14 protein-coding genes and 1 pseudogene are annotated in these 18,049 nt (G+C 70.5%); 5 read left to right on the top strand and 10 right to left on the bottom strand.

Annotated elements, in window-relative coordinates; all coding sequences use genetic code 11:
* Positions 1-52: 52 nt before the first annotated feature.
* The 8 genes and pseudogenes from ABTY98_RS37385 to ABTY98_RS37350 form a co-directional block, all read right to left on the bottom strand.
* Positions 53-244 carry a hypothetical protein gene (locus tag ABTY98_RS37385; RefSeq protein ID WP_352225589.1) on the bottom strand — a complete coding sequence of 64 codons (192 nt, stop codon included), beginning with the start codon at positions 242-244 and terminating at the stop codon, positions 53-55.
* 821 nt (positions 245-1,065) lie between these two features.
* The gene (locus ABTY98_RS37380; RefSeq protein ID WP_352225588.1) at positions 1,066-2,031 is read right to left on the bottom strand and encodes a pirin family protein; all 966 of its coding nucleotides are present in this window, start codon (positions 2,029-2,031) and stop codon (positions 1,066-1,068) included.
* Positions 2,028-3,541, bottom strand: a pseudogene (locus ABTY98_RS37375) (serine/threonine-protein kinase). Before ABTY98_RS37375 ends, ABTY98_RS37380 begins: the two are co-directional and overlap by 4 nt.
* Positions 3,542-3,764: 223 nt before the next feature.
* Positions 3,765-5,495 (bottom strand): RICIN domain-containing protein, encoded by a 1,731-nt coding sequence (locus tag ABTY98_RS37370; RefSeq protein ID WP_352225587.1) that lies wholly within the window; start codon positions 5,493-5,495, stop codon positions 3,765-3,767.
* 39 nt (positions 5,496-5,534) lie between these two features.
* On the bottom strand, positions 5,535-6,356 hold the full coding sequence (locus tag ABTY98_RS37365) for a carbohydrate ABC transporter permease (RefSeq protein ID WP_352225586.1): 822 nt from the start codon (positions 6,354-6,356) through the stop codon (positions 5,535-5,537).
* Complete coding sequence (locus tag ABTY98_RS37360; RefSeq protein ID WP_352225585.1) at positions 6,353-7,312, bottom strand: carbohydrate ABC transporter permease; 960 nt, start codon at positions 7,310-7,312, stop codon at positions 6,353-6,355. The genes ABTY98_RS37365 and ABTY98_RS37360 overlap by 4 nt, the downstream gene beginning before the upstream one ends.
* A 7-nt stretch (positions 7,313-7,319) precedes the next feature.
* Positions 7,320-8,564 carry a sugar ABC transporter substrate-binding protein gene (locus tag ABTY98_RS37355; protein WP_352225584.1) on the bottom strand — a complete coding sequence of 415 codons (1,245 nt, stop codon included), beginning with the start codon at positions 8,562-8,564 and terminating at the stop codon, positions 7,320-7,322.
* A gap of 32 nt (positions 8,565-8,596) precedes the next feature.
* The gene (locus tag ABTY98_RS37350) at positions 8,597-10,525 is read right to left on the bottom strand and encodes a glycoside hydrolase family 127 protein (protein ID WP_352225583.1); all 1,929 of its coding nucleotides are present in this window, start codon (positions 10,523-10,525) and stop codon (positions 8,597-8,599) included.
* Between the two features lie 289 nt (positions 10,526-10,814).
* Between ABTY98_RS37350 and ABTY98_RS37345 the strand changes: the two genes are divergently transcribed.
* From ABTY98_RS37345 to ABTY98_RS37330, 4 genes are all read left to right on the top strand, one after another.
* Positions 10,815-11,837: a LacI family DNA-binding transcriptional regulator gene (locus ABTY98_RS37345; protein WP_352225582.1), complete on the top strand. Its 1,023-nt coding sequence runs from the start codon at positions 10,815-10,817 to the stop codon at positions 11,835-11,837.
* A 156-nt stretch (positions 11,838-11,993) separates the two neighbouring features.
* Positions 11,994-14,270 carry an MFS transporter gene (locus ABTY98_RS37340; RefSeq protein ID WP_352225581.1) on the top strand — a complete coding sequence of 759 codons (2,277 nt, stop codon included), beginning with the start codon at positions 11,994-11,996 and terminating at the stop codon, positions 14,268-14,270.
* Between the two features lie 116 nt (positions 14,271-14,386).
* The gene (locus ABTY98_RS37335; protein WP_352225580.1) at positions 14,387-14,530 is read left to right on the top strand and encodes a hypothetical protein; all 144 of its coding nucleotides are present in this window, start codon (positions 14,387-14,389) and stop codon (positions 14,528-14,530) included.
* Positions 14,531-14,643: 113 nt separating this feature from the next.
* Positions 14,644-15,009 carry a cupin domain-containing protein gene (locus ABTY98_RS37330; protein WP_352225579.1) on the top strand — a complete coding sequence of 122 codons (366 nt, stop codon included), beginning with the start codon at positions 14,644-14,646 and terminating at the stop codon, positions 15,007-15,009.
* An 81-nt stretch (positions 15,010-15,090) separates the two neighbouring features.
* Here ABTY98_RS37330 and ABTY98_RS37325 read toward each other — a convergent pair whose 3' ends face one another.
* Entirely contained in the window at positions 15,091-16,449 is a 1,359-nt protein-coding gene (locus ABTY98_RS37325; protein ID WP_352225578.1) for a VWA domain-containing protein, read from the bottom strand.
* Complete coding sequence (locus ABTY98_RS37320; protein ID WP_352225577.1) at positions 16,446-17,303, bottom strand: AAA family ATPase; 858 nt, start codon at positions 17,301-17,303, stop codon at positions 16,446-16,448. The genes ABTY98_RS37325 and ABTY98_RS37320 overlap by 4 nt, the downstream gene beginning before the upstream one ends.
* A gap of 141 nt (positions 17,304-17,444) precedes the next feature.
* On the opposite strand from ABTY98_RS37320, the gene ABTY98_RS37315 reads away from it, so the two are divergent.
* Positions 17,445-18,023 carry a TetR/AcrR family transcriptional regulator gene (locus ABTY98_RS37315; RefSeq protein WP_352225576.1) on the top strand — a complete coding sequence of 193 codons (579 nt, stop codon included), beginning with the start codon at positions 17,445-17,447 and terminating at the stop codon, positions 18,021-18,023.
* Positions 18,024-18,049 lie beyond the last annotated feature (26 nt).

Genomic DNA, 18,049 nt, shown 5'->3' with positions numbered 1-18,049 from the left:
GGATGCCACCTGCCCGCCCACAATCACCACCCCGAAACCGGCTCAGGATCAGTCAGAAGATCACTTTCAGACCACGTCGGTGGATCAAGGCTAAGGCGGTCAGGTCTTCCTTGGCGTCCAGGAGCATCTGCCTGACCTTGGGGAACTGCTGCCCGAGCACGTCGGCCACCGCATCGAGCTGGTGATGGACGCTCTCGGCGGTGGGCTGGAGCGGTGCTCCGAACCTGCGGCGGCCAGCGTCCATCCAGCTCAGCGAAGGCGTCGAAACCTTCGCGGAGCGGATCTCCCTTCCAACGCGCAAAGGCTCCGCCCCGGGTAGCGGGAGCGCAGTCATTGCGGCCGTCATCTGGGAAATGAGGCTTCCGGTTCAGGCTTCAATCGGCTTGGTGTTCAACCTCAGCCGTTCACCGGACCCGCTGATCTTGGTTCGTTCCCGGGACAGCAGGGCGGCCGTTCTTCACGCTTCGAGGTGTCGAGCAACGTCGTGTGAAGGAGCGGCCGCTGGTGAAGAGTCCCGCCGCTGAACAGTCCGCTGACGCCGCGTTGGGCGTCCTGTTCCACTTTCGTATCCAGTTCTACGGCTGCCTTTACACCCGGGCGGATGCGCTCTTCGAGCTGACCGACGCGGTGCTGGCTGTGACGGAATTGCGCAGGTTGCCCGGTGCCACCGAGTCAGGACGTATCACGCGCTCTGTTTGTGGAGACCCCATAACCGGGGCTGCGGTCAGCATGGTTCTGGAGAGGGTGGGTGTTCTTGCGCGCCGTGGGAGGAGCAATTCGCCGGCGACTCGGGGTGCGGGTCCGAGGACGCCGAGGTGAGTGTGGCGCGTGAAGCGAGAGTGGAGCCCTCCCCAGAGATCTGACTAACTGTCAGTAGAGTCGGCGTTGGGCGGTATTGGGTCAGCATCAGTCCGATCAAAGCTGACTACGGCTGGCGAAACCTGCACTTTGAGGCGCGATGGAACGAGTGCTGTGACGGGGGTTTGCTTCCACCGTCTGGGCGAACCGGGCGGGGTGCGTTTCACCTCGCCCGGCGATGCGTGCGATGAGCTGCGAAGTACCAGCTCAGCGCACTCGGCCTCGCGGCTTCAGTGGTGTCGGCGGCAGTTCGGGGGCAGGGAGAGGTGCCCCGTCGTAACCCTTCACTTCCCCAAATCTTGTCCCGCTCATCCAGTCCTCGCGGGCCTGTTTGATCTCCTCCTGCGTGCGCCCGACGAAGTTCCACCACATCACGAGCTCCTCCTCGAACGGCTCGCCGCCGAGGAGCATGATCGCCGCGTCCGACTCGGCGCGCAGCGGTAGTTCGGCGCGGCCGCAGCCGAGGTAGAGCATCGAGCCCGGGAGCACCGGTACGCCGTCGACACGCACCTCGCCGGACATCGCCAGCACGCCGTACTCGAAGTCGGGCTCCAGTGGCAGCCGTAGATCGGCCCCCCGCGTCAGCGCCAGGTCGGCTCCGACGATCGGGCTGAACGTCGTACCGGGCGAGGCGGCGCCGTCGAGGGTGCCGAGGATGAGGGTCGCGGTGAGGCCGGGCGCGGTGACCTTCGGCAGGTCGGGATGGTGCTCGAACATCGGCTCGGTGTGCCGGTGGGCGTCCGGCAGCGCGACCCACAGCTGGGCGCCGTGCAGGTACCGCGCGTGCGACTTGGGGCTCTCCTCGGAGTGGCTGATCGCCCGGCCCGAGGTCATCAGCCCGAGTTCCCTGGGCCGGATGGTCTGCAGGCTGCCGGTCGAGTCGCGGTGCAGCACCTCGCCCTGGTGCAGCCAGCTGACCGTCTGCAGCCCGATGTGCGGATGGGGCGGGACCTGCATCCCGGGCTCGTCGGCGATGTCGTCGGGGCCGTAGTGGTCGACGAACGCCCAGGCGCCGATCATGCGACGGCCGAGGTTCGGCAGCAGCCGGCGCACCTCGGTCGACTCGCCGAGTTGCACGTGGCGGGGGCTCAGCAGCTCGCGGACGGGTTCGGCGACGACGAATCCGCGGCCACCGCACACGCTCGGTACGGGCGCGCGGTCAAGGTTGCTCATGCCGCCCAACCTAGCGGCCGAAGGTCACGGTTGCCGAGCGGTCGGCCCGTCGTGCGGAACCCGTCCCTCACGTTGTCGAAGACCGGCCGGTAGGTCTCCCACGTGGCCCCCGGCGCGGAGAGGTAGATGTCGTATTCCCGGCCGCCCTCCCTGCCGTAGCCCAGGTCGATGGCGCGGAAGGCGCGGGCCCGGCCCTGGAAGGTGAACTCCCAGATCGCGGCGGGCTGCCCCCGGAAGTCGGTCCGCTGCATCCGCAGCCTGCGGTAGGTCGGGTAGTTGACCTTGGTGTTGGTCTCGATGTCGGCGAAGTGCGTGATCGGGTTCGCACCGGCCGGGTCCACCGTTCCGATGGTGACACCGGCCAGGCCGGTCGGGTCCTTGTAGATGACTCGTCGGTGGCGCGGGTGCCGACGGTCCAGTCGTCGGGCACCGGGAAGGAGACGCCGAGGCTCTTGTCGGTGACGCGGTGGTATCCCCCGGGGAGCGGGGAGGACGCGGGCGTGCTCGTCGGCGTCCTCCTGGCGGGCGTGTGCAGGAGCGTCACGGCGGTGCCCGCGGCCGCCGCCAGGGCGACTGCACCGGCGACAAGGGCGAGGCGGCCGCGTCGGCCGCGCCGCCTGCGCCGGGCACCGGGGGCTGCCGGGGGAGCAGGGGCCCGCACCGGCTCGGTCGGCAGCACCAGCTCCGTCACGGCTCCCGACCAGGTGGCCAGCAGCGCCCGTTCCGCCTGCTCGGCCGAAGGTCGGTCCGCCGGGTCCTTGGAGAGCAGCAGTCGGACGAGCGGCTCCAGCGGGCCGGCCTGTTTCATCGGCTCGACGGGGTCGGTGACGATGGCGTACGCCGTCTCCATCGCGGTCTCGCGCCTGAACGGCGGCCGGCCCTCCACCGCCTGGTACAGCGTGGCCCCCAGCGACCACAGGTCCGAGGCCGGTCCGGGCGTCAGCCCGCGCAGCCGCTCCGGGGCCATATAGGGGATCGAGCCGACCATCTGCCCGGTCTGGGTGAGCGTCGACGACCCGGCGGTCAGCGCGATACCGAAGTCGGTGAGGACGACCCGGTCGTCCGGTCCGAGCAGCACATTGCCGGGCTTGACGTCCCGGTGCAGAACGCCGGCGGCGTGCGCGGCCCGCAGGGCGGCGACCATGCCGAGCCCGATCCGGGCGGCCTCCTCGGGCACAAGCGTCCGTCCGCCGTCCAGGAGGTCGGCGAGGGTGGTCGCGGGGACGTACTCCATGACGATGCAGGGGCGGCCGCCGTCCTCCACCACGTCGTGCACGACGACGACATTGGGGTGCACGACCCGTGCGGCGCTGCGGGCCTCCCGGCGGGTGCGTTCGTAGAGGGTGGCCAGCTCGTCGTCGGAGAGCTGCGGACGGGCGTGGATCTGCTTCAGCGCGACCTGCCGGTCCAGCACCTCGTCGTCGGCCCGCCACACGGTGCCCATGCCGCCGCGACCGATCCGCTCGGTCAGCCGGTACCGCCCGGCGACCAGCCGCCCTTCCTCCGACACCGCCCCGTCCTCCGCCAGCTCTGTCCGTGTTCGATCAGTCCCGTCACGATAACCGCCCGTTCCTGATCACCTGTGGGGATGTTCCGGAGGCCCGGGCAGCCGGCCTGCGAAGGCGCGGCCGCTCGGGCCTTTTCTGCTGCGAATCAAGAGGGAAGACCGTTGTACGGCTACGATTCCCGGCTCCAGCCTCTCCCGGGTGTGCGGTGGTTCACTGTCGGGTACGTCAGCGCGCTGTCAGCTTCCAGAGGTGGTCGGCGGTGCCGTTGTCGTCCCACTGGAGGACCTGGGCGCCGGACGAGGTGCTCATGTTGTTCACCCCGAGCAGTAGCCCGCTGTTGTAGTTGGCGATCTTGTAGTAGCCGTCGCCGGACGGGATCAGCTGCCAGAGATGGTCGGCGGTGCCGTTGTCGCCCCAGATCAGGGCCGTACCGCCGTCGCTGGTACCCATGTTCGTGATGCCGAGGAGCAGCCCGCTCGCCTGTTGCTGGATCTTGTAGAGGCCGTTGCCTGCGGCCACCAGGGTCCAGTTCTGGTCGGTGCCCGTGGTGGCGGTCGCCTGGACGACGGCGGTGCCCTGTGCGGTGCCCGCGCCGTTGGTGTCCAGGGCCAGGCCGCTGTTCCTGTTGGTGATCTGGTAGCGCCCGGCCAGCGAGGTGGCGGTGCCGCTCGGGGTGATGGTCAGGTGGTAGCCGTCGGAGGCGTTCATGGTCACGGGCACGGTGATCGAGCCGCCGCTGACCGTGTAGTCGGTGTCCGAGACGGTGATCGGCCCGGAGACCGCGGTCGTGCGGCCCTTGGAGGGCGTGTACTCCAGCTTGACGTGCACGGTGCTGCCGAAGGCGGAGAGTGACGACAGTCCGTTGACAGTGACGGCACACGAACCGGTGCAGCCGCCGGTGACCACGCTGATCTGGTTGCCCGCGCCGTTGCGGGAGGCGAAGCCGTCGATACCCGTCTGCGCTGGGGGTGTGGTGACCAGCATGTTCCCGGACATGTCGCCGTACCACTTGTACAGCCAGTACGCCCCGTTCGGTGAGCCGCCGGTGTCGGTGAGGGTGTCGCCGAGGGTGCCGTAGTGGTTCCAGAAGGCGAGTTCGGCGTCGTGCACGCCGGCCCGCTCGAACTTGGCGACATAGCTCGCGAGCGGTCCGGGGACGCCTACCTCGCTCGTGGTGCCGTACTCCTCGATGGCGATCGGGCGGGGGCTGATACCGAGGCTGGTCTCCAGGGCTCGGTAGGCGGCGACATGGGCGGCGATGTTCTGCGAGCCCTGCAGCTCGTGCCAGGCGATGATGTCGGGGACGGTGCCGCTGGCCTTGGCATCGGTGAGGAACGTGCTCATCCAGCTCTGGTTCCACGCCGAGTAACTCGGGCCCTGGATCGGGGTGCTGGAATCCTTCGCACGGACCTCCTTGTACGTCGTCGCCCACCCGGAGTCGAAGCTGCCGGCCGCCGAGGTGTCCCACGTCCAGTCGGGCTCGTTCCACAGCTCGTAGGCGGCGACGTTGGTGGCGCCGGAGGACTTCACCGAGGCGACCTGCTTGTCCACGGCGGCCAGCCAGTCGCTCCAACTCACCCACTTGTAGGGGAAGTTGGGATACCAGTCCGGCATGCGTATCACGACCTTGGCGCCGGCCCTGGCCGCCTCGGGGGCGACGACGAGGGCGTCACCGCCGGGGCTGGGCTCGCCGTTGGGCAGCTGGCTGCCGCCGGGCGCCATCTGCACGAAGGTGTTGGGCTTGAGCGGCTCGACCAGACCGTCGGCCGGGACGCTCGCGGTGTCCAGGCCGTACAGGCTGCCCGAGGCCACGTGCGTGACCGGGCGCAGGGTCTGGTTCGCGCTCACCACCAGGGTGGTGGAGGAGGTGGGCGCCGCCTGGGCGGGGGCCGCGGTGCCGAGGGCGGCGGCGAGTGTCAGGGCGCCGAGGGTGAGTCTGAGGGTGATGCGGCTCATGACATGGATCTCCTCAGGGAATCGGGGGAGTCGGAGGGTTCAGTCCTTCACCGCGCCCGCGGTCACGCCCGCGGCCACATAGCGCTGGGCGAGGACCAGGAGGACGGCCGCGGGGATCGACGCGACCACGGCGGTGGCCATGATCGCGTTCCACTCCTGGTTGTTGTTGCCGATGTACTTGTAGATGCCGAGGGTGATCGGCTTCCAACTGCCGCCGCCGTCGAGGGTGTTGGCGAAGACGAAGTCGGACCAGGCCCACAGGAAGCCGAACAGCGAGACGGTGACGATCGCGTTGCGGCTCAGGGGGAGAACGACCGACCGGAAGGTGCGCCAGGTGCCGGCGCCGTCGATCCGGGCTGCCGAGATCAGCTCGCCGGGGATGCCCGACATGAACGCGGTGAAGATCATGACGCCGAACGGCACGGCGATGGTGGAGTCCGCGACGATCAGGCCCCCCCAGGAGTCGAGCAGGCCGAGGTCCAGAAAGATGCCGTAGAAGCCCATCGCCATGACGATCCCGGGGACCATCTGCGCGATGAGGAGGGCCAGGCCCAGGGCACCGGCGCCGCGCGGACGCAACTTCGCCAGCGCGTACCCGGCCGGGGCGGCGAGGAGGAGGGTGAGGGCGACCGTGCCGAGGCCGATGAGCAGGCTGGTGCCGAGGTAGGGCAACTGGTCGTCCAGGACGGCCCGGTAGCCCTCGAAGGTGGGGTGCAGCGGGAACAGGTCCGGCGGGCTCTTGCGCATGTCCTGCTGTGGGGTGAGGGACACGTTGAGCATCCAGTACACCGGGAACAGCATCAGCGCGGTGAGGAGAAGGCCGATGACGGTGTACCGACGGTCTCCTGTACGGGGCTTCACGCCTCCTGCCTCCTCTGGACGCGGATGTACAGCAGGCCGAAGGCCAGGGCGATGAGGATCAGGATGTCGCCGACGGCCGCACCGGGACCGAACTTGGGCAGCAGCGTCCCGAAGCCGAACTGGTACGACCAGGTGGCCAGGGTGGAGGAAGTGTCGCCGGGACCGCCCTTGGTCATGATCCAGATCAGGTCGAACACCTTGAGCGTGTACACGAGCCCGAGGAGCAGCGTGATGGCCGACACCGGGCGCAGCAGCGGGAAGGTGATCCGGCGGAACTGCTGCCAGGCGCCCGCGCCGTCCAGCGCCGCCGCCTCGTACAGCTCGCCGGGGATGTTCTGCAGGCCGCTGTGCAGGATGACCAGGTTGAAAGGGATGCCGATCCAGATGTTGGCGACGATCACCGAGGTCAGCGCCCAGTCCGGCGAGGTCAGCCAGCCGACGGGGGCCACGCCGAAGAAGTGCAGGAAGTAGTTCACCACTCCCGATTCGCTGTTGAACATCCACGACCAGGTCGACGCGGACACGATCAGTGGCAGCAGCCAGGGAATCAGGAACAGCGCCCGCAGCACGGTCGACAGTCTGAAGTGCCGGTTGAAGAAGACCGCGAGGGCGAGCCCGATCACGTACTGGAAGACGATCGACACGAGGGTGAAGACCATCGTGTGCCGCATCGCCGGCCCGAACGTCGGATCGTCCAGCACTGTCCGGAAATTGTCCCAGCCGGAGAAGGGCGCGTCGCCCGCCACGAAGGACCGGACGGTGTAGTCGCGCAGACTCAGATCGAGGTTGCGATAGAGCGGATAGGCGTAGAAGGCGGCGAGGTAGGCGAGCAGCGGTGTCACGAAGGCGAGTGCGGTCATTCGCCGCCTGCGGCGCAGGGACCGGGCACCGGCTTCGCTCGCCTCCGCGGCGGCGGCCGGTGCGCGCCGCCGATGGTCGACCCGGGCGACGGTCATACCGGGCCTAGCCCTTCTGTGCGCTGGACTGGGCCGTGTTCAGCGCCTCCTGCGGGCTCTTGCTCCCCGAGAGCGCCGCCTGGACGGCCGTCCACAGGGGCTGGGAGATCGTCGGGTACTTGGTGCCGAGACCGCCGCTGGTACGGCCCCGGGCCGCCGCGACCGCCGTCACCCAGGGCTTCAACTCCGGGTTCTTCTTGACCTGTTCGGCCTGTACGGCGGAGGTGGGTGCCACGTACATGAGCGTGGTGTCGGTGGCCAGCAGGCTGGAGTCGCTGGTCAGGCAGGTGACGATCTTCTTGCTGACGTCGTAGCGTGAGGAGTCCTGTTGCACGGGCACGGTCACGAACTCGCCCCCGGTCGGCACCGGCGCCGAACCGCCGTCCTGTGCGGGGATGTTGATGACCCCGTAGGGGAAACCGGCCTTGTCGGCGTTGCCGAGCTGCCAGGTGCCGTTCTCGCTGAACGCGTAGTCGCCCGTGGTGAACTCCTGCCAGCTGGTGGTCTGGGTGTTCTGCAGTACGTCCTTCGGCGCGTATCCCGCGTCCACCCACTGCCGCCACAGTGCCAGGGCGGCAACTCCCTTGGCGGAGTCGAGTTTCGTGAGGTCGCCGCCCGCGCCCCAGAACCACGGCAGGAACTGGAAGCTGCCCTCCTCCGTGTTGATCGCCGAGAAGGTGATCCCTTTCTTCCCGGCCGCCTTCACCTTCTTCAGCGCGGCCGTGAGCGACCCCCAGTCCTTGACCGAGGCCGGGTCGACACCGGCGGCGGAGAGGATCTTCTTGTTGTAGTAGAGCGCGAGGGTGTTGGCGCCGATGGGGACGCCGTAGGAGGCGTTGTCGATCGCGCCGGCCCCGATGATGTTCTTCTGGATCGACGAGGTGTCCAGCCCGAGGTCGCCGGTCTTGTTGAGGATCCCCGCCTCCACCAGCGTGGAGACGACCGGGTTGTCGACCAGCATCACGTCCGGCGCGTTGCCCTGCTGTGCGGCCAGCAGCGCCTTGTTGCCCAGGTCGGTGGTGTCGTACGTGGTCCGCTTGAGCTTGACCCCGGCCGCGGTGCCGCACGCGGTGACCCGCTTGCCCCAGTCCGAGGAGGCGTCGAACTGCGGGTACGGGTCCCAGAAGGTGTACGTGCCGCCGGCCGGGGACGACGATCCCGAGGAGCCGGAACCGCCACCGCAGGCGGTGAGGGAGGCGAGGGTGCCGAGGACGACGGCGGTGACCATGAGGGTACGGCGGGTGGGTATCACGGGGTGACCTCGTTGTCGTAGGACTGGGTGTCTCAGGTGGTGGGGAGCCAGACGCGCATGCTGCCGTCCTCGCGGTTGGCCCACACGTGGTACGGGATCGCGGTCAACTCGACCGGTTCGCCGTCGGGTTCGGGACCGGTTTCGTCCGTAGTGGCGTACGGCCACCAGCCCTGGTCGGGGATGTGCCGCCGATGTCCGGCGGCCACCACGGTGGTGACACCGCCGAGCAGGTCCGGGCGGTGCTTGACGGCCGGCGGACGGGACGGGTCGAGGACGATGTCGTCCAGACCGCCGCCCGGATGGTCGGCCTGCTCCAGGCAGTACACGAGCGGCCCCCGCTCGATCGCCACACAGCCGCGTACGGCGTCCACCCGCGGGTCGGCCGCGGTGAGCCGGGGTTCGAGGCCGAGTTCGAGGAGTACCCGGTCGCCCGGCTCCCAGGTGCGCGTAAGCCGCAACCAGCCTTCGTCCACCGGGGCGTCGGACCGCTCGTATGTCTCGGTGCCGCACCGCACCCGGAAGTCCCGGCACCACTGCGGGATGCGCAGCGACAGTGTCCAGGGGGCGTCGGCCGGTGTCTCCTCGACGGTGAACCCGATCGTGCCGTGCCAGGGATAGTCCGTCTCGGCGCGCACCCGGACCCGGTCGGTCTCGTACGTCCCGGTCACGAACTGGTGGATCTGCAGGCCCTGTCCGTCGCTGGACGCCAGATAGTGCTCCAGGCCGGCCAGCAGCCGCATCACATTGGGCGGGCAGCAGGCGCAGCGGAACCAGCGGGTGCGGCGGGCCGACTGGTCGCCGCCGGTGTCGGTGTGGCCGTCGCGGACCTGGAGCGGGTTGACGTACAGCCACCGCTCGCCGTCCAGTGAGACCCCGGCGAGGAAGCCGTTGAAGAGGGTGCGCTCGATCAGGTCGGAGTAGCGGGCCTCACCGGTGAGGAGGGCCAGCCGCCAGCTCCACTGCACCGAGGCGATCGCGGCGCAGGTCTCGCAGTAGGCCCGCTCGTTGGGCAGTTCGTAGGGATCGCCGAAGTCCTCTCCGTCGTGGTGGGCGCCGAGCCCGCCGGTGAGATGCGTCTTGGTGGTCGTCATGGCGTACCACAACCGCTCTCCAGCCGACCGCAGTTCGGCGTCCCCGGTCTCCGCCGCCAGGTCCGCCGCGGCCGCCAGCAGATACAACTGCCGTACGGCATGGCCCTCGACATTCGTCGCCTCGCGCAGCGGGACCCTGTCCTGGCAGTAGGCCTCGCCGCCGAGCAGGCCATGGCCGTGCCGGTCCACGAAGTAGGCGGCCAGGTCCAGATAGCGGCGCTCACCGGTCTCCCGGTACAGCTCCACCAGGGCGGTCTCGACCTCCGGGTGGCCGTCGATGCCGTCGATGGGCCTGCCGCTGCCGGGAAGGCCGAAGACCGAGTCGATGTGGTCGGCGAAACGGCGTGCCACGTCCAGGAGTTCGGGGCGGCCGGTGGAGCGGTGGTGGGCCACGGCCGCCTGGATGAGATGGCCCGCGCAGTACAACTCGTGCCCCCAGCGCAGGTCCTGGTAGCGTTCGCCGCCCTTGACCAGCTGGAACCATGTGTTGAGATAGCCGTCGGGCTGCTGCGCGGCGGCCACCAGGGCGACGATCCGCTCCACGGCGGCGGCCAGTGACGAGTCGTCCCCCTGGGCGAGTTGCCAGGACGCCGCCTCCAGCCACTTGTAGACGTCCGTGTCGACGAACGGGTACGCGCCCTGGAACTCGCCCTCGGCCGTGCCGGCCGCCAGCCGCAGGTTGTGCAGGTTTCCGGCGGACTCCAGCAGGTCCGGGCCCTGGGGGAGGGAGATCCGGGCGTTGGTGGTGCGGCGGTCGTGCCAGAAGCCGCCCTCGATGGCGACGGCTGCCGGGCGCAGCGTGCCGCGGGCGTCGGGGGTGAGACGGATCGGGCCGGTCGGGGCGGGCCGACCGGGGCGGTTGCGGGGCATGGCTCTCCGAGGGTGGGGAGGGGCTGAGTGCCTGGGCGCTGACGTTTTCGAAATGTCGAACGCCGTCCGGGACTTGGGGTGCGATGCGGCGCGGAACCACTCTGCGCAATCGTTTTCTCGCCGAGAAGTACAGGGCAGTCAAGGGGAGGGGTCAAGACGTCCGGCACGGTTTTTTCAACTTGCCCGGCAGGTCTGGTCCTTCGTGCCGGTGACTGCGACGATGTGGGGCGGCTATGTCGTCGCAAGGCCCGCGGTACCGCCGACTCATCGTCCAGGAAAAGGTTTGCCCGTGACCTCTGCTCCAGACTCTCCGCCTGCCGGCCGGGCCAGGCTCGCCGATGTCGCCGCACTCGCCGGCGTCAGTGTGGGCACGGCGTCCAAGGCGTTGAACGGCGCCGGCCGGATGCGCCCGGAGACCCGGCAACGGGTGCTGGACGCGGTGGAGGCGCTCGGGTTCCGGCCCAACCAGCATGCGCAGAGCCTGCACAGCGGCCGCAGCTGGACGGTCGGCCTGATGACGACGGACGGCATCGGCCGATTCAGCACCCCGGTGCTGCTCGGCGCCGAGGACGCGCTCGGCGCCGGGAAGATCTCCGTGATGCTCTGCGACACCCGCGGCGACGCCATTCGCGAACAGCACCATCTGCGCAACCTCACCGACCGAAGGGTCGACGGCATCATCGTCACCGGCCGCCGTACCGACCCCCGTCCGCCCCTGTCCGGGATCGATCCGGCGATCCCGGTCGTGTACGCCCTCTCGCCGTCCACCGACCCCGCCGACACCTCCGTCGTCACCGACGACCGGGGCGGCGCCCGGCTCGCCGTGGAACACCTGCTGGCCACCGGTCGTACCCGGATCGCCCATGTCACCGGGCCCGAGCACCACCAGGCCGCCCGGGACCGCGCCGAGCACGCCGTCCGGCACCTGGCCGGGGCGTCCCTCCAACTCGCCACCGGGCGGGTGCACTTCGGGGAGTGGAGCGAGGCCTGGGGGCGGCGGGCCGCCGACGCGGTGCTGCGGACGGCACCCGGCACGGACGCCGTCTTCTGCGGCAACGACCAGATCGCCCGAGGGGTGGCGGACGCGCTGCGCGAGCGCGGCAAGGATGTGCCGGGGGACATCGCCGTCGTCGGTTACGACAATTGGGACACGATGGCCCTCGCCTGCCGTCCGCCGCTCACCACTGTCGACAGGAACCTGACCGAGATCGGGCGGATCGCCGCGCTGCGACTGCTCCAGGCCATCGACGCCGAACCGGCGCCCGGGGTGCACACGGTGCCGTGCCGCCTGGTGGTGCGCGAGTCGAGCTGAGCCGGATGGCGGGGGCGGCCGGCGGCAGCAAAACGGGGGCACGTGCGGAATCTTCACCTCCGTCGCACAGGATCCGACTGTACTTGCTTAAGTAAATCAAGTGACTTACATTCGGGAGCGTCGTGCAGACTCGAGTGGCCCTACGGAGGCTCGACCATGTCCCATGCACAGCCCCGGCCGACAGAGGCAGGGGAGTCCGCCGCGCCGCGGACCAACGTAGTCGTCGCGGTGCTGGCCTTCGGCGGGATCGTGGTCTCGCTGATGCAGACCCTCGTGATCCCCATCGTGCCGCAGCTGCCGAAGCTGCTCGACGCCTCGGCGTCCAATGCGGCCTGGGCCGTCACCGCCACTCTGCTCGCGGCCGCCGTCGCCACGCCCGTCATGGGGCGGCTCGGCGACATGTACGGCAAGCGGCTGATGCTGCTGACCAGCCTGGTCATGCTGGTCGTCGGCTCGGTCACGGCCGCGCTGAGCGACTCCCTCGTGCCGATGATCGTCGGCCGGGCGCTGCAAGGCCTGGCCTCGGGTGTGATCCCGCTCGGCATCAGCATCATGCGCGACGAACTCCCCGCCGAACGGCTCGGCTCCGCCACCGCCCTGATGAGCGCCTCCCTCGGCGTCGGCGGTGCGCTCGGTCTGCCCGCCGCCGCGCTGATCGCCGACCACTTCGACTGGCATGTGCTGTTCTGGACCTCGGCCGCGCTCGGCGTCGTCGCCGCCGTGCTGGTCATGCTGCTCGTGCCGGAGTCCAAGGTGCGCACCGGCGGACGCTTCGACCTGCTCGGCGCCCTCGGCATGGCGGCCGGCCTGGTCTGTCTGCTGCTCGGCATCTCCAAGGGCGCCGACTGGGGCTGGGACAGCGGCACCACGCTCGGTCTGTTCGGGGCCGCCGTGGTGGTCCTGCTCGCCTGGGGCTTCTACGAACTGCGCACCCGGGAACCGCTGGTCGACCTGCGCACCACCGCCCGCCGTCAGGTCCTGGTGACGAACCTCGCCTCGATCGCCTTCGGGTTCTCCATGTTCGCGATGTCCCTGGTGCTTCCGCAGCTCCTGCAGTTGCCTGAGGCGACCGGCTACGGTCTTGGCAAGTCACTGCTCGACGCGGGGCTGGTGATGGCCCCGACCGGCCTGGTGATGATGGCGATGGCGCCCGTCTCGGCCCTCATCTCCAAGAACTTCGGCCCGAAGATCACGCTGATGTGCGGCGCGGTGATCGTGGCCGCCGGGTACGGGCTCAACATCGTGCTGATGGACGCCGTCTGGCAGCTCGTCCTGGTCTCCTGCATCGTCGGCGCCGGTATCGGCTTCGCCTACGGTGCGATGCCCGCGCTCATCATGGGCGCCGTCGACCCGCACGAGACGGCCGCAGCGAACAGCCTCAACACCCTGATGCGGTCCATCGGTACGTCCACCGCGAGTGCGGTCGCCGGGGTGATCCTGGCCCAGATGACGAACGTCTTCGGCGGTGTCACCGTGCCCTCCGAGAACGGCTTCAAGGTGGTCATGGCGGTCGGCTCCGGCGCGGCCGTCCTCGCGCTGCTGGTGGCCGCGTTCATCCCGCGCCGGAAGCCGGCCGCGGCGGTGGCCGGGGCGCCGGAGGCCCTGACCGAGGCGGCACCCGAAGCACCGGTGGGTGCCAAAGGAACCCCGGTGACCGTCTCCCTCGCCGACGACGGCGTCCAGGTACACGGACGGGTGCGCGGCGCCGACGGAACCGGCGTCGGCTGGGCGGCCGTCACCCTGATCTCCCTGGGCGGCCGCCAGCTCGGCCGCGCGGTCGCGGACGCCGAGGGCCGCTACGCCGTGGCGGCGCCCGGCGAGGGGACGTACGTCCTCATAGCCTCCGCCGACGGCTGCCAGCCACAGGCCACCACCCTGGTCGTGGGCACCGAACCGGTCGCGTACGACGTGCTGCTCAGCGGCACCAGCGGCCTGGCCGGACTGGTGCGGGCCGCCGACAGCGGGGCGCCGGTCGCCGGAGCCGTGGTGGTCGTCACCGATGTGCGCGGGGACGTGCTCACCACCCAGCAGACCGACGGGCTCGGTGAGTTCGCGGTCGGCGACCTGGTGCCGGGCACCGTGACCCTCGCCGTCAGCTCGCCCAAGCACCGGCCGCTCGCCCTGCCCGTCGAGATCGCCGGGACGGGGGTCACCCGTATCGAGGTCGAGCTGCGGCCGGGCGCCCATGTGCGCGGCACGGTACGGGGCGCCGGGGGCCCGCTGGGCGACGCCCGGGTCACGCTGGTGGACGCCGCCGGCAATGTCGTCGCCACGACCACCACCGGGGACGACGGCGCGTACGCCTTCTCCGACCTGGACATCGGCTCGTACACGGTCATCGCGACCGGCTACCCGCCGCAGGCCGCCGGGGTGCTGGTCTCCGGTGCCGACGTCCACGACCACGACATCGAACTCGCCCATCCCGGCGCGTAGTTCACCGTACGATCGCGGACCGGCGGGCAGCACCCGGAGTGGCTTGCTCCCGCCCGCCGGTCCGGCCCGGGCGAAGGCGGCCGCCGGTCAGCCCTGCGCCGCGGATGCGCTCGCCCGTGCGTCAGGTCAGAACGGGTACGCCGCCTGGGCGGGGCCAGTCCCTGGGCTCCTACGTGTACGCGGTGTTCGCCGTGCGCCGCACCGAACGGTCGGCGGCCGCCGAGGCCGAACCGGCGCCGGTGACCGCCCTGCGGACCTGACGGCACCCGAGCCCCCCTCGGTGGAGATCATCCACCGCCGGGTGATCTCCACCCCCGAATGGCGCTCCTGACTTGACAGGAAGACGATGGGTGGTGGAAGGGAGGACACCGTCATGCTGGAGATAAAGACGGTCGACAAGCCCGACGAACGGCGTGACTTCCCCCGAGGCCACCTGGAGGCCGTGCACATGACCGGCCTCGACTTCGCCGTCGCCACCTTCGAGCCCGGCTGGCGCTGGTCGGAGTCGGTGGGACCGCTCGCGGGCACCGAGAGCTGCATGGTCCACCACAACGGCTTCGTCGTGCAGGGCAGGATGCGCCTGGTCATGGACGACGGCGGCGAGGGTGAGGTCGGCCCGGGCGACATCTTCGTCTGCCCGCCGGGGCACGACGCCTGGGTCGTGGGCGACGAGCAGGTCGTCGTGTACGACTTCGCCGGCGGCATGGCGACGGACTACGCGAAGGCCGAGGAGAGCTGAGAGCAACACCGGGTGCCGTCACCGTGGCTGGGAGACGGCACCCTCTTCTGTGCCCAGGCGCTGGGCGACCCGGTCCGGCTGTCACACCGGCAGCAGCCGTGCGATCAGGGCGCTCAGCTGGCGGGCCGTACGGCACTCGTGCATCTCCACCAGCTCCGCGTAGTCGGGTGCCGCCGAGTCGCCGGTGCCCCACAGGGAGCGCGCCTCGGGGTTCAACCAGTAGACCCGGCGTGCCTGTCCGGCGATCTGGCGGACGGCGGGGAGGTTGGGGTCGAGGTTGTTGGTGCGGGCGTCGCCGAGCACGAACACCGTGCTGCGCGGGCCCACCGCCGCGCCGTAACGCTCCGCGAACTCGCCGAGCGCGACCCCGTAGTCGCTGCTGCCGTGCCAGCCGGTGAGTGTCGCCTCTGCGCGGATCCGGGCGCCGAGCCCCTCCGGGTCGGCCCGGCCGTGTTCGAGGAGACCGGTCACCTCGTCGATCCGGTTGACGAAGGCGAACACCCGGACCTTGCTGAACTGGTCGTGCACCGCCTGCACCAGCAGCATCGTGAAGTCCGAGAACCCCGACACCGAGCCCGACACATCGCAGAGCAGCACCAGCTCGGGCCGGACCGGTCGGCGCCGGCGCAGCACCGGTCGCATCGGCACCCCGCCCGTGGACAGCGAGCCGCGCAGGGTGCGGCGCAGGTCGATGGTGCCCCGCGCGGCCCGGCGGCGGCGCGCGGCCAGCCGGGTGGCGAGCTTGCGGGCAAGCGGCTGAACGGCCCTGCGCAGCTCGGTGAGTTGATCCCGCCCGGCGAACAGGAAGTCCACCCGGTCGGCGCTCGGTGCCACCGCCCGCCGGGCGATCTCGTCCCGCCCGCGCCGCTCGGCCACCCGGCGCCGGGCCTCCGCCGCGACCATGCCCCGGAACGCCTCGATCCGCCGCCGGATCTCGTCATCGAGCAGCCGGTCCGCGAACCCCGGATCCGTGCCTCGTGCCCGGACGTCCGCCCGCACCCGCGCCAGCAGCGTCTGCGGCCGCAGCCGGTCCAGTGTCTGGTACGACGACCAGCCGTCCGAGCCCGGCGAACTCCCGTATCCGCCCAGGCCGTCCACCGCCTGCGCCGCCAACTGACGCAGCAGCGCGGTGTCGTCGTCGGCCAGCGCGGCCGCGAGCCGCTCCCGCAGCTCGTCCCGGTCGGCGGACTCGGCGCCGGGCCCGCCCACCCCGCGCGGGAAGTAGAGGTCGAAGACCTGGTCGAACACGGCCCGTTGGCCCGTGCCGTGCAGCAGGGTCGCGGCCAGTCCCTCGCGCAGCAACTCCCGGTCCGCCAGGCCCAGCGCCGCCACCGCCCGTCCCGCGTCCACGGTCTCCCCGGTACCGACCCGCACCCCATGCGCCCTGAGCGCCCCCACCAGACCGGTGAGCCGGTCGGCGAGGTCGGCCCGAGGGCTCACAGCGCGTCCAGGTCCAGCTTGGCGGCCGCCTTCTGGATGTCGTCCTGGTGCTTGAGGATCACGCCCAGGGAATCCCGTACGACCTGCTGGTCCAACGTGTCGGCGCCCAGCGCCAGCAGGGTGCGCGCCCAGTCGATCGTCTCGGCCACCGACGGCACCTTGCGCAGATCCATCGCCCGCAGCGCACCGACCACCCGGACGACGGACTCGGTGAGCGCCTCGGTGAGCCCCGGCACCTTCAGCCGTACGATCCTGCGCTCCAGCTCCTCGTCCGGGAACCCGATGTGCAGGAACAGACAGCGGCGGCGCAGCGCCTCGGACAGCTCACGGCTCGCGTTGGAGGTGAGCACGACGAAGGGGCGGCGGGTCGCGGTGACCGTGCCCAGCTCGGGGACGGTCACCTGGAAGTCGCTGAGCACCTCCAGGAGCAGGCCCTCCACCTCGACGTCGGCCTTGTCGGTCTCGTCGATCAGCAGCACCTTCGGGTCGTCGCCCCGGATCGCGGTGAGCAGCGGGCGGGGGAGCAGGAACTCCTCGCTGAAGATGTCGGTGCGGGCCTCGTCCCAGGTCTCGTCCCGGCCGGCGCTGATGCGCAGCAGCTGCTTGGCGTGGTTCCACTCGTACAGCGCCCGGGACTCGTCCACGCCCTCGTAGCACTGCAGCCGCACCAGCCGGGCGCCGGCGACCTCGGCCACGGCCTTCGCCAGCTCGGTCTTGCCGACGCCGGCGGGGCCCTCGACGAGGAGCGGTTTGCCCAGCCGGTCGGCCAGGAAGACGGTGGTGGCGACGGCGGGGGAGGCGAGATAGCCGGTCGCCGCGAGGCGGGCGGAGACGTCGTCGACGGAAGTGAACAACGGGGGCCTCCGGCTGATCAGGGTCATGGAACACATACGTCAAGCAGGTGCGGGCTCCTATCTAAGCGCTTGTTCACCTCGCCTGCCACCCTGTATACCGATCGGTTTCCCAACTGGTTCTCGCGCGGTAACCTCGGGCCTATGGCCACCACCGACAAGGCGTCCCCCCGCGACCGGCTGCTCGACGCCGCCGCCCAGCTCTTCTACCGCGACGGCGTCTCCATCGGCGTCGAGGCGCTGTGCAGGTCGGCCGGGGTGTCGAAGCGCTCGATGTACCAGCTCTTCGACAGCAAGGACGAGATGCTGGCCGCCAGCCTGGAACGCCGCAGGCCCTGGTACGAGGCGCAGCTCACGCCCACCGACGACGCCGACGTGTCGGCCACGGCCCGCGAGCGGATCCTGTACGTCTTCGAGCGGCTGGAGAAGGGCTCCGTGAACCCCGACTACCACGGCTGCCCGTACCTCGCGGTCCTGGTAGAGCTGAAGGACCCCGAGCACCCGGCGAGCGCGGTGGCCCGTGCGGCCAAGGACCGGCTGGAGACCTTCTTCCGGGAACAGGCCGAACAGGGCGGCGCGACGGCTCCGGCCGTCCTGGCCCGCCAGCTGATGCTGGTCTTCGACGGCGCCAGCGCCCGCGCCGGCGCCCACATCGAACGACTGGACGACGGCCTGGCCACGGGAACGGCGACGGCGCTGATGGACGCGGGAGGTATGGAGTAGCGCAGCCGACCGGGACGCGCCGGGGG

The sequence above is a fragment of the Streptomyces sp. NPDC096040 genome (genome assembly GCF_040303265.1).
Taxonomy (GTDB): domain Bacteria; phylum Actinomycetota; class Actinomycetes; order Streptomycetales; family Streptomycetaceae; genus Streptomyces.
The sequence above is the reverse complement of the archived record's forward strand: the minus strand, read 5'-3'. Positions and strand labels throughout refer to the sequence as shown.

Bases quoted from the DNA above. Each gene is read 5' to 3' on its own strand.
- ABTY98_RS37380 (WP_352225588.1), bottom strand. From the start codon at position 2,031: ATGAGCAACCTTGACCGCGCGCCCGTACCGAGCGTGTGCGGTGGCCGC.
- ABTY98_RS37330 (WP_352225579.1), top strand. From the start codon at position 14,644: ATGCTGGAGATAAAGACGGTCGACAAGCCCGACGAACGGCGTGACTTC.
- ABTY98_RS37315 (WP_352225576.1), top strand. From the start codon at position 17,445: ATGGCCACCACCGACAAGGCGTCCCCCCGCGACCGGCTGCTCGACGCC.
- ABTY98_RS37340 (WP_352225581.1), top strand. From the start codon at position 11,994: ATGTCCCATGCACAGCCCCGGCCGACAGAGGCAGGGGAGTCCGCCGCG.
- ABTY98_RS37370 (WP_352225587.1), bottom strand. From the start codon at position 5,495: ATGAGCCGCATCACCCTCAGACTCACCCTCGGCGCCCTGACACTCGCC.
- ABTY98_RS37385 (WP_352225589.1), bottom strand. From the start codon at position 244: ATGGACGCTGGCCGCCGCAGGTTCGGAGCACCGCTCCAGCCCACCGCC.
- ABTY98_RS37350 (WP_352225583.1), bottom strand. From the start codon at position 10,525: ATGCCCCGCAACCGCCCCGGTCGGCCCGCCCCGACCGGCCCGATCCGT.
- ABTY98_RS37360 (WP_352225585.1), bottom strand. From the start codon at position 7,312: ATGACCGTCGCCCGGGTCGACCATCGGCGGCGCGCACCGGCCGCCGCC.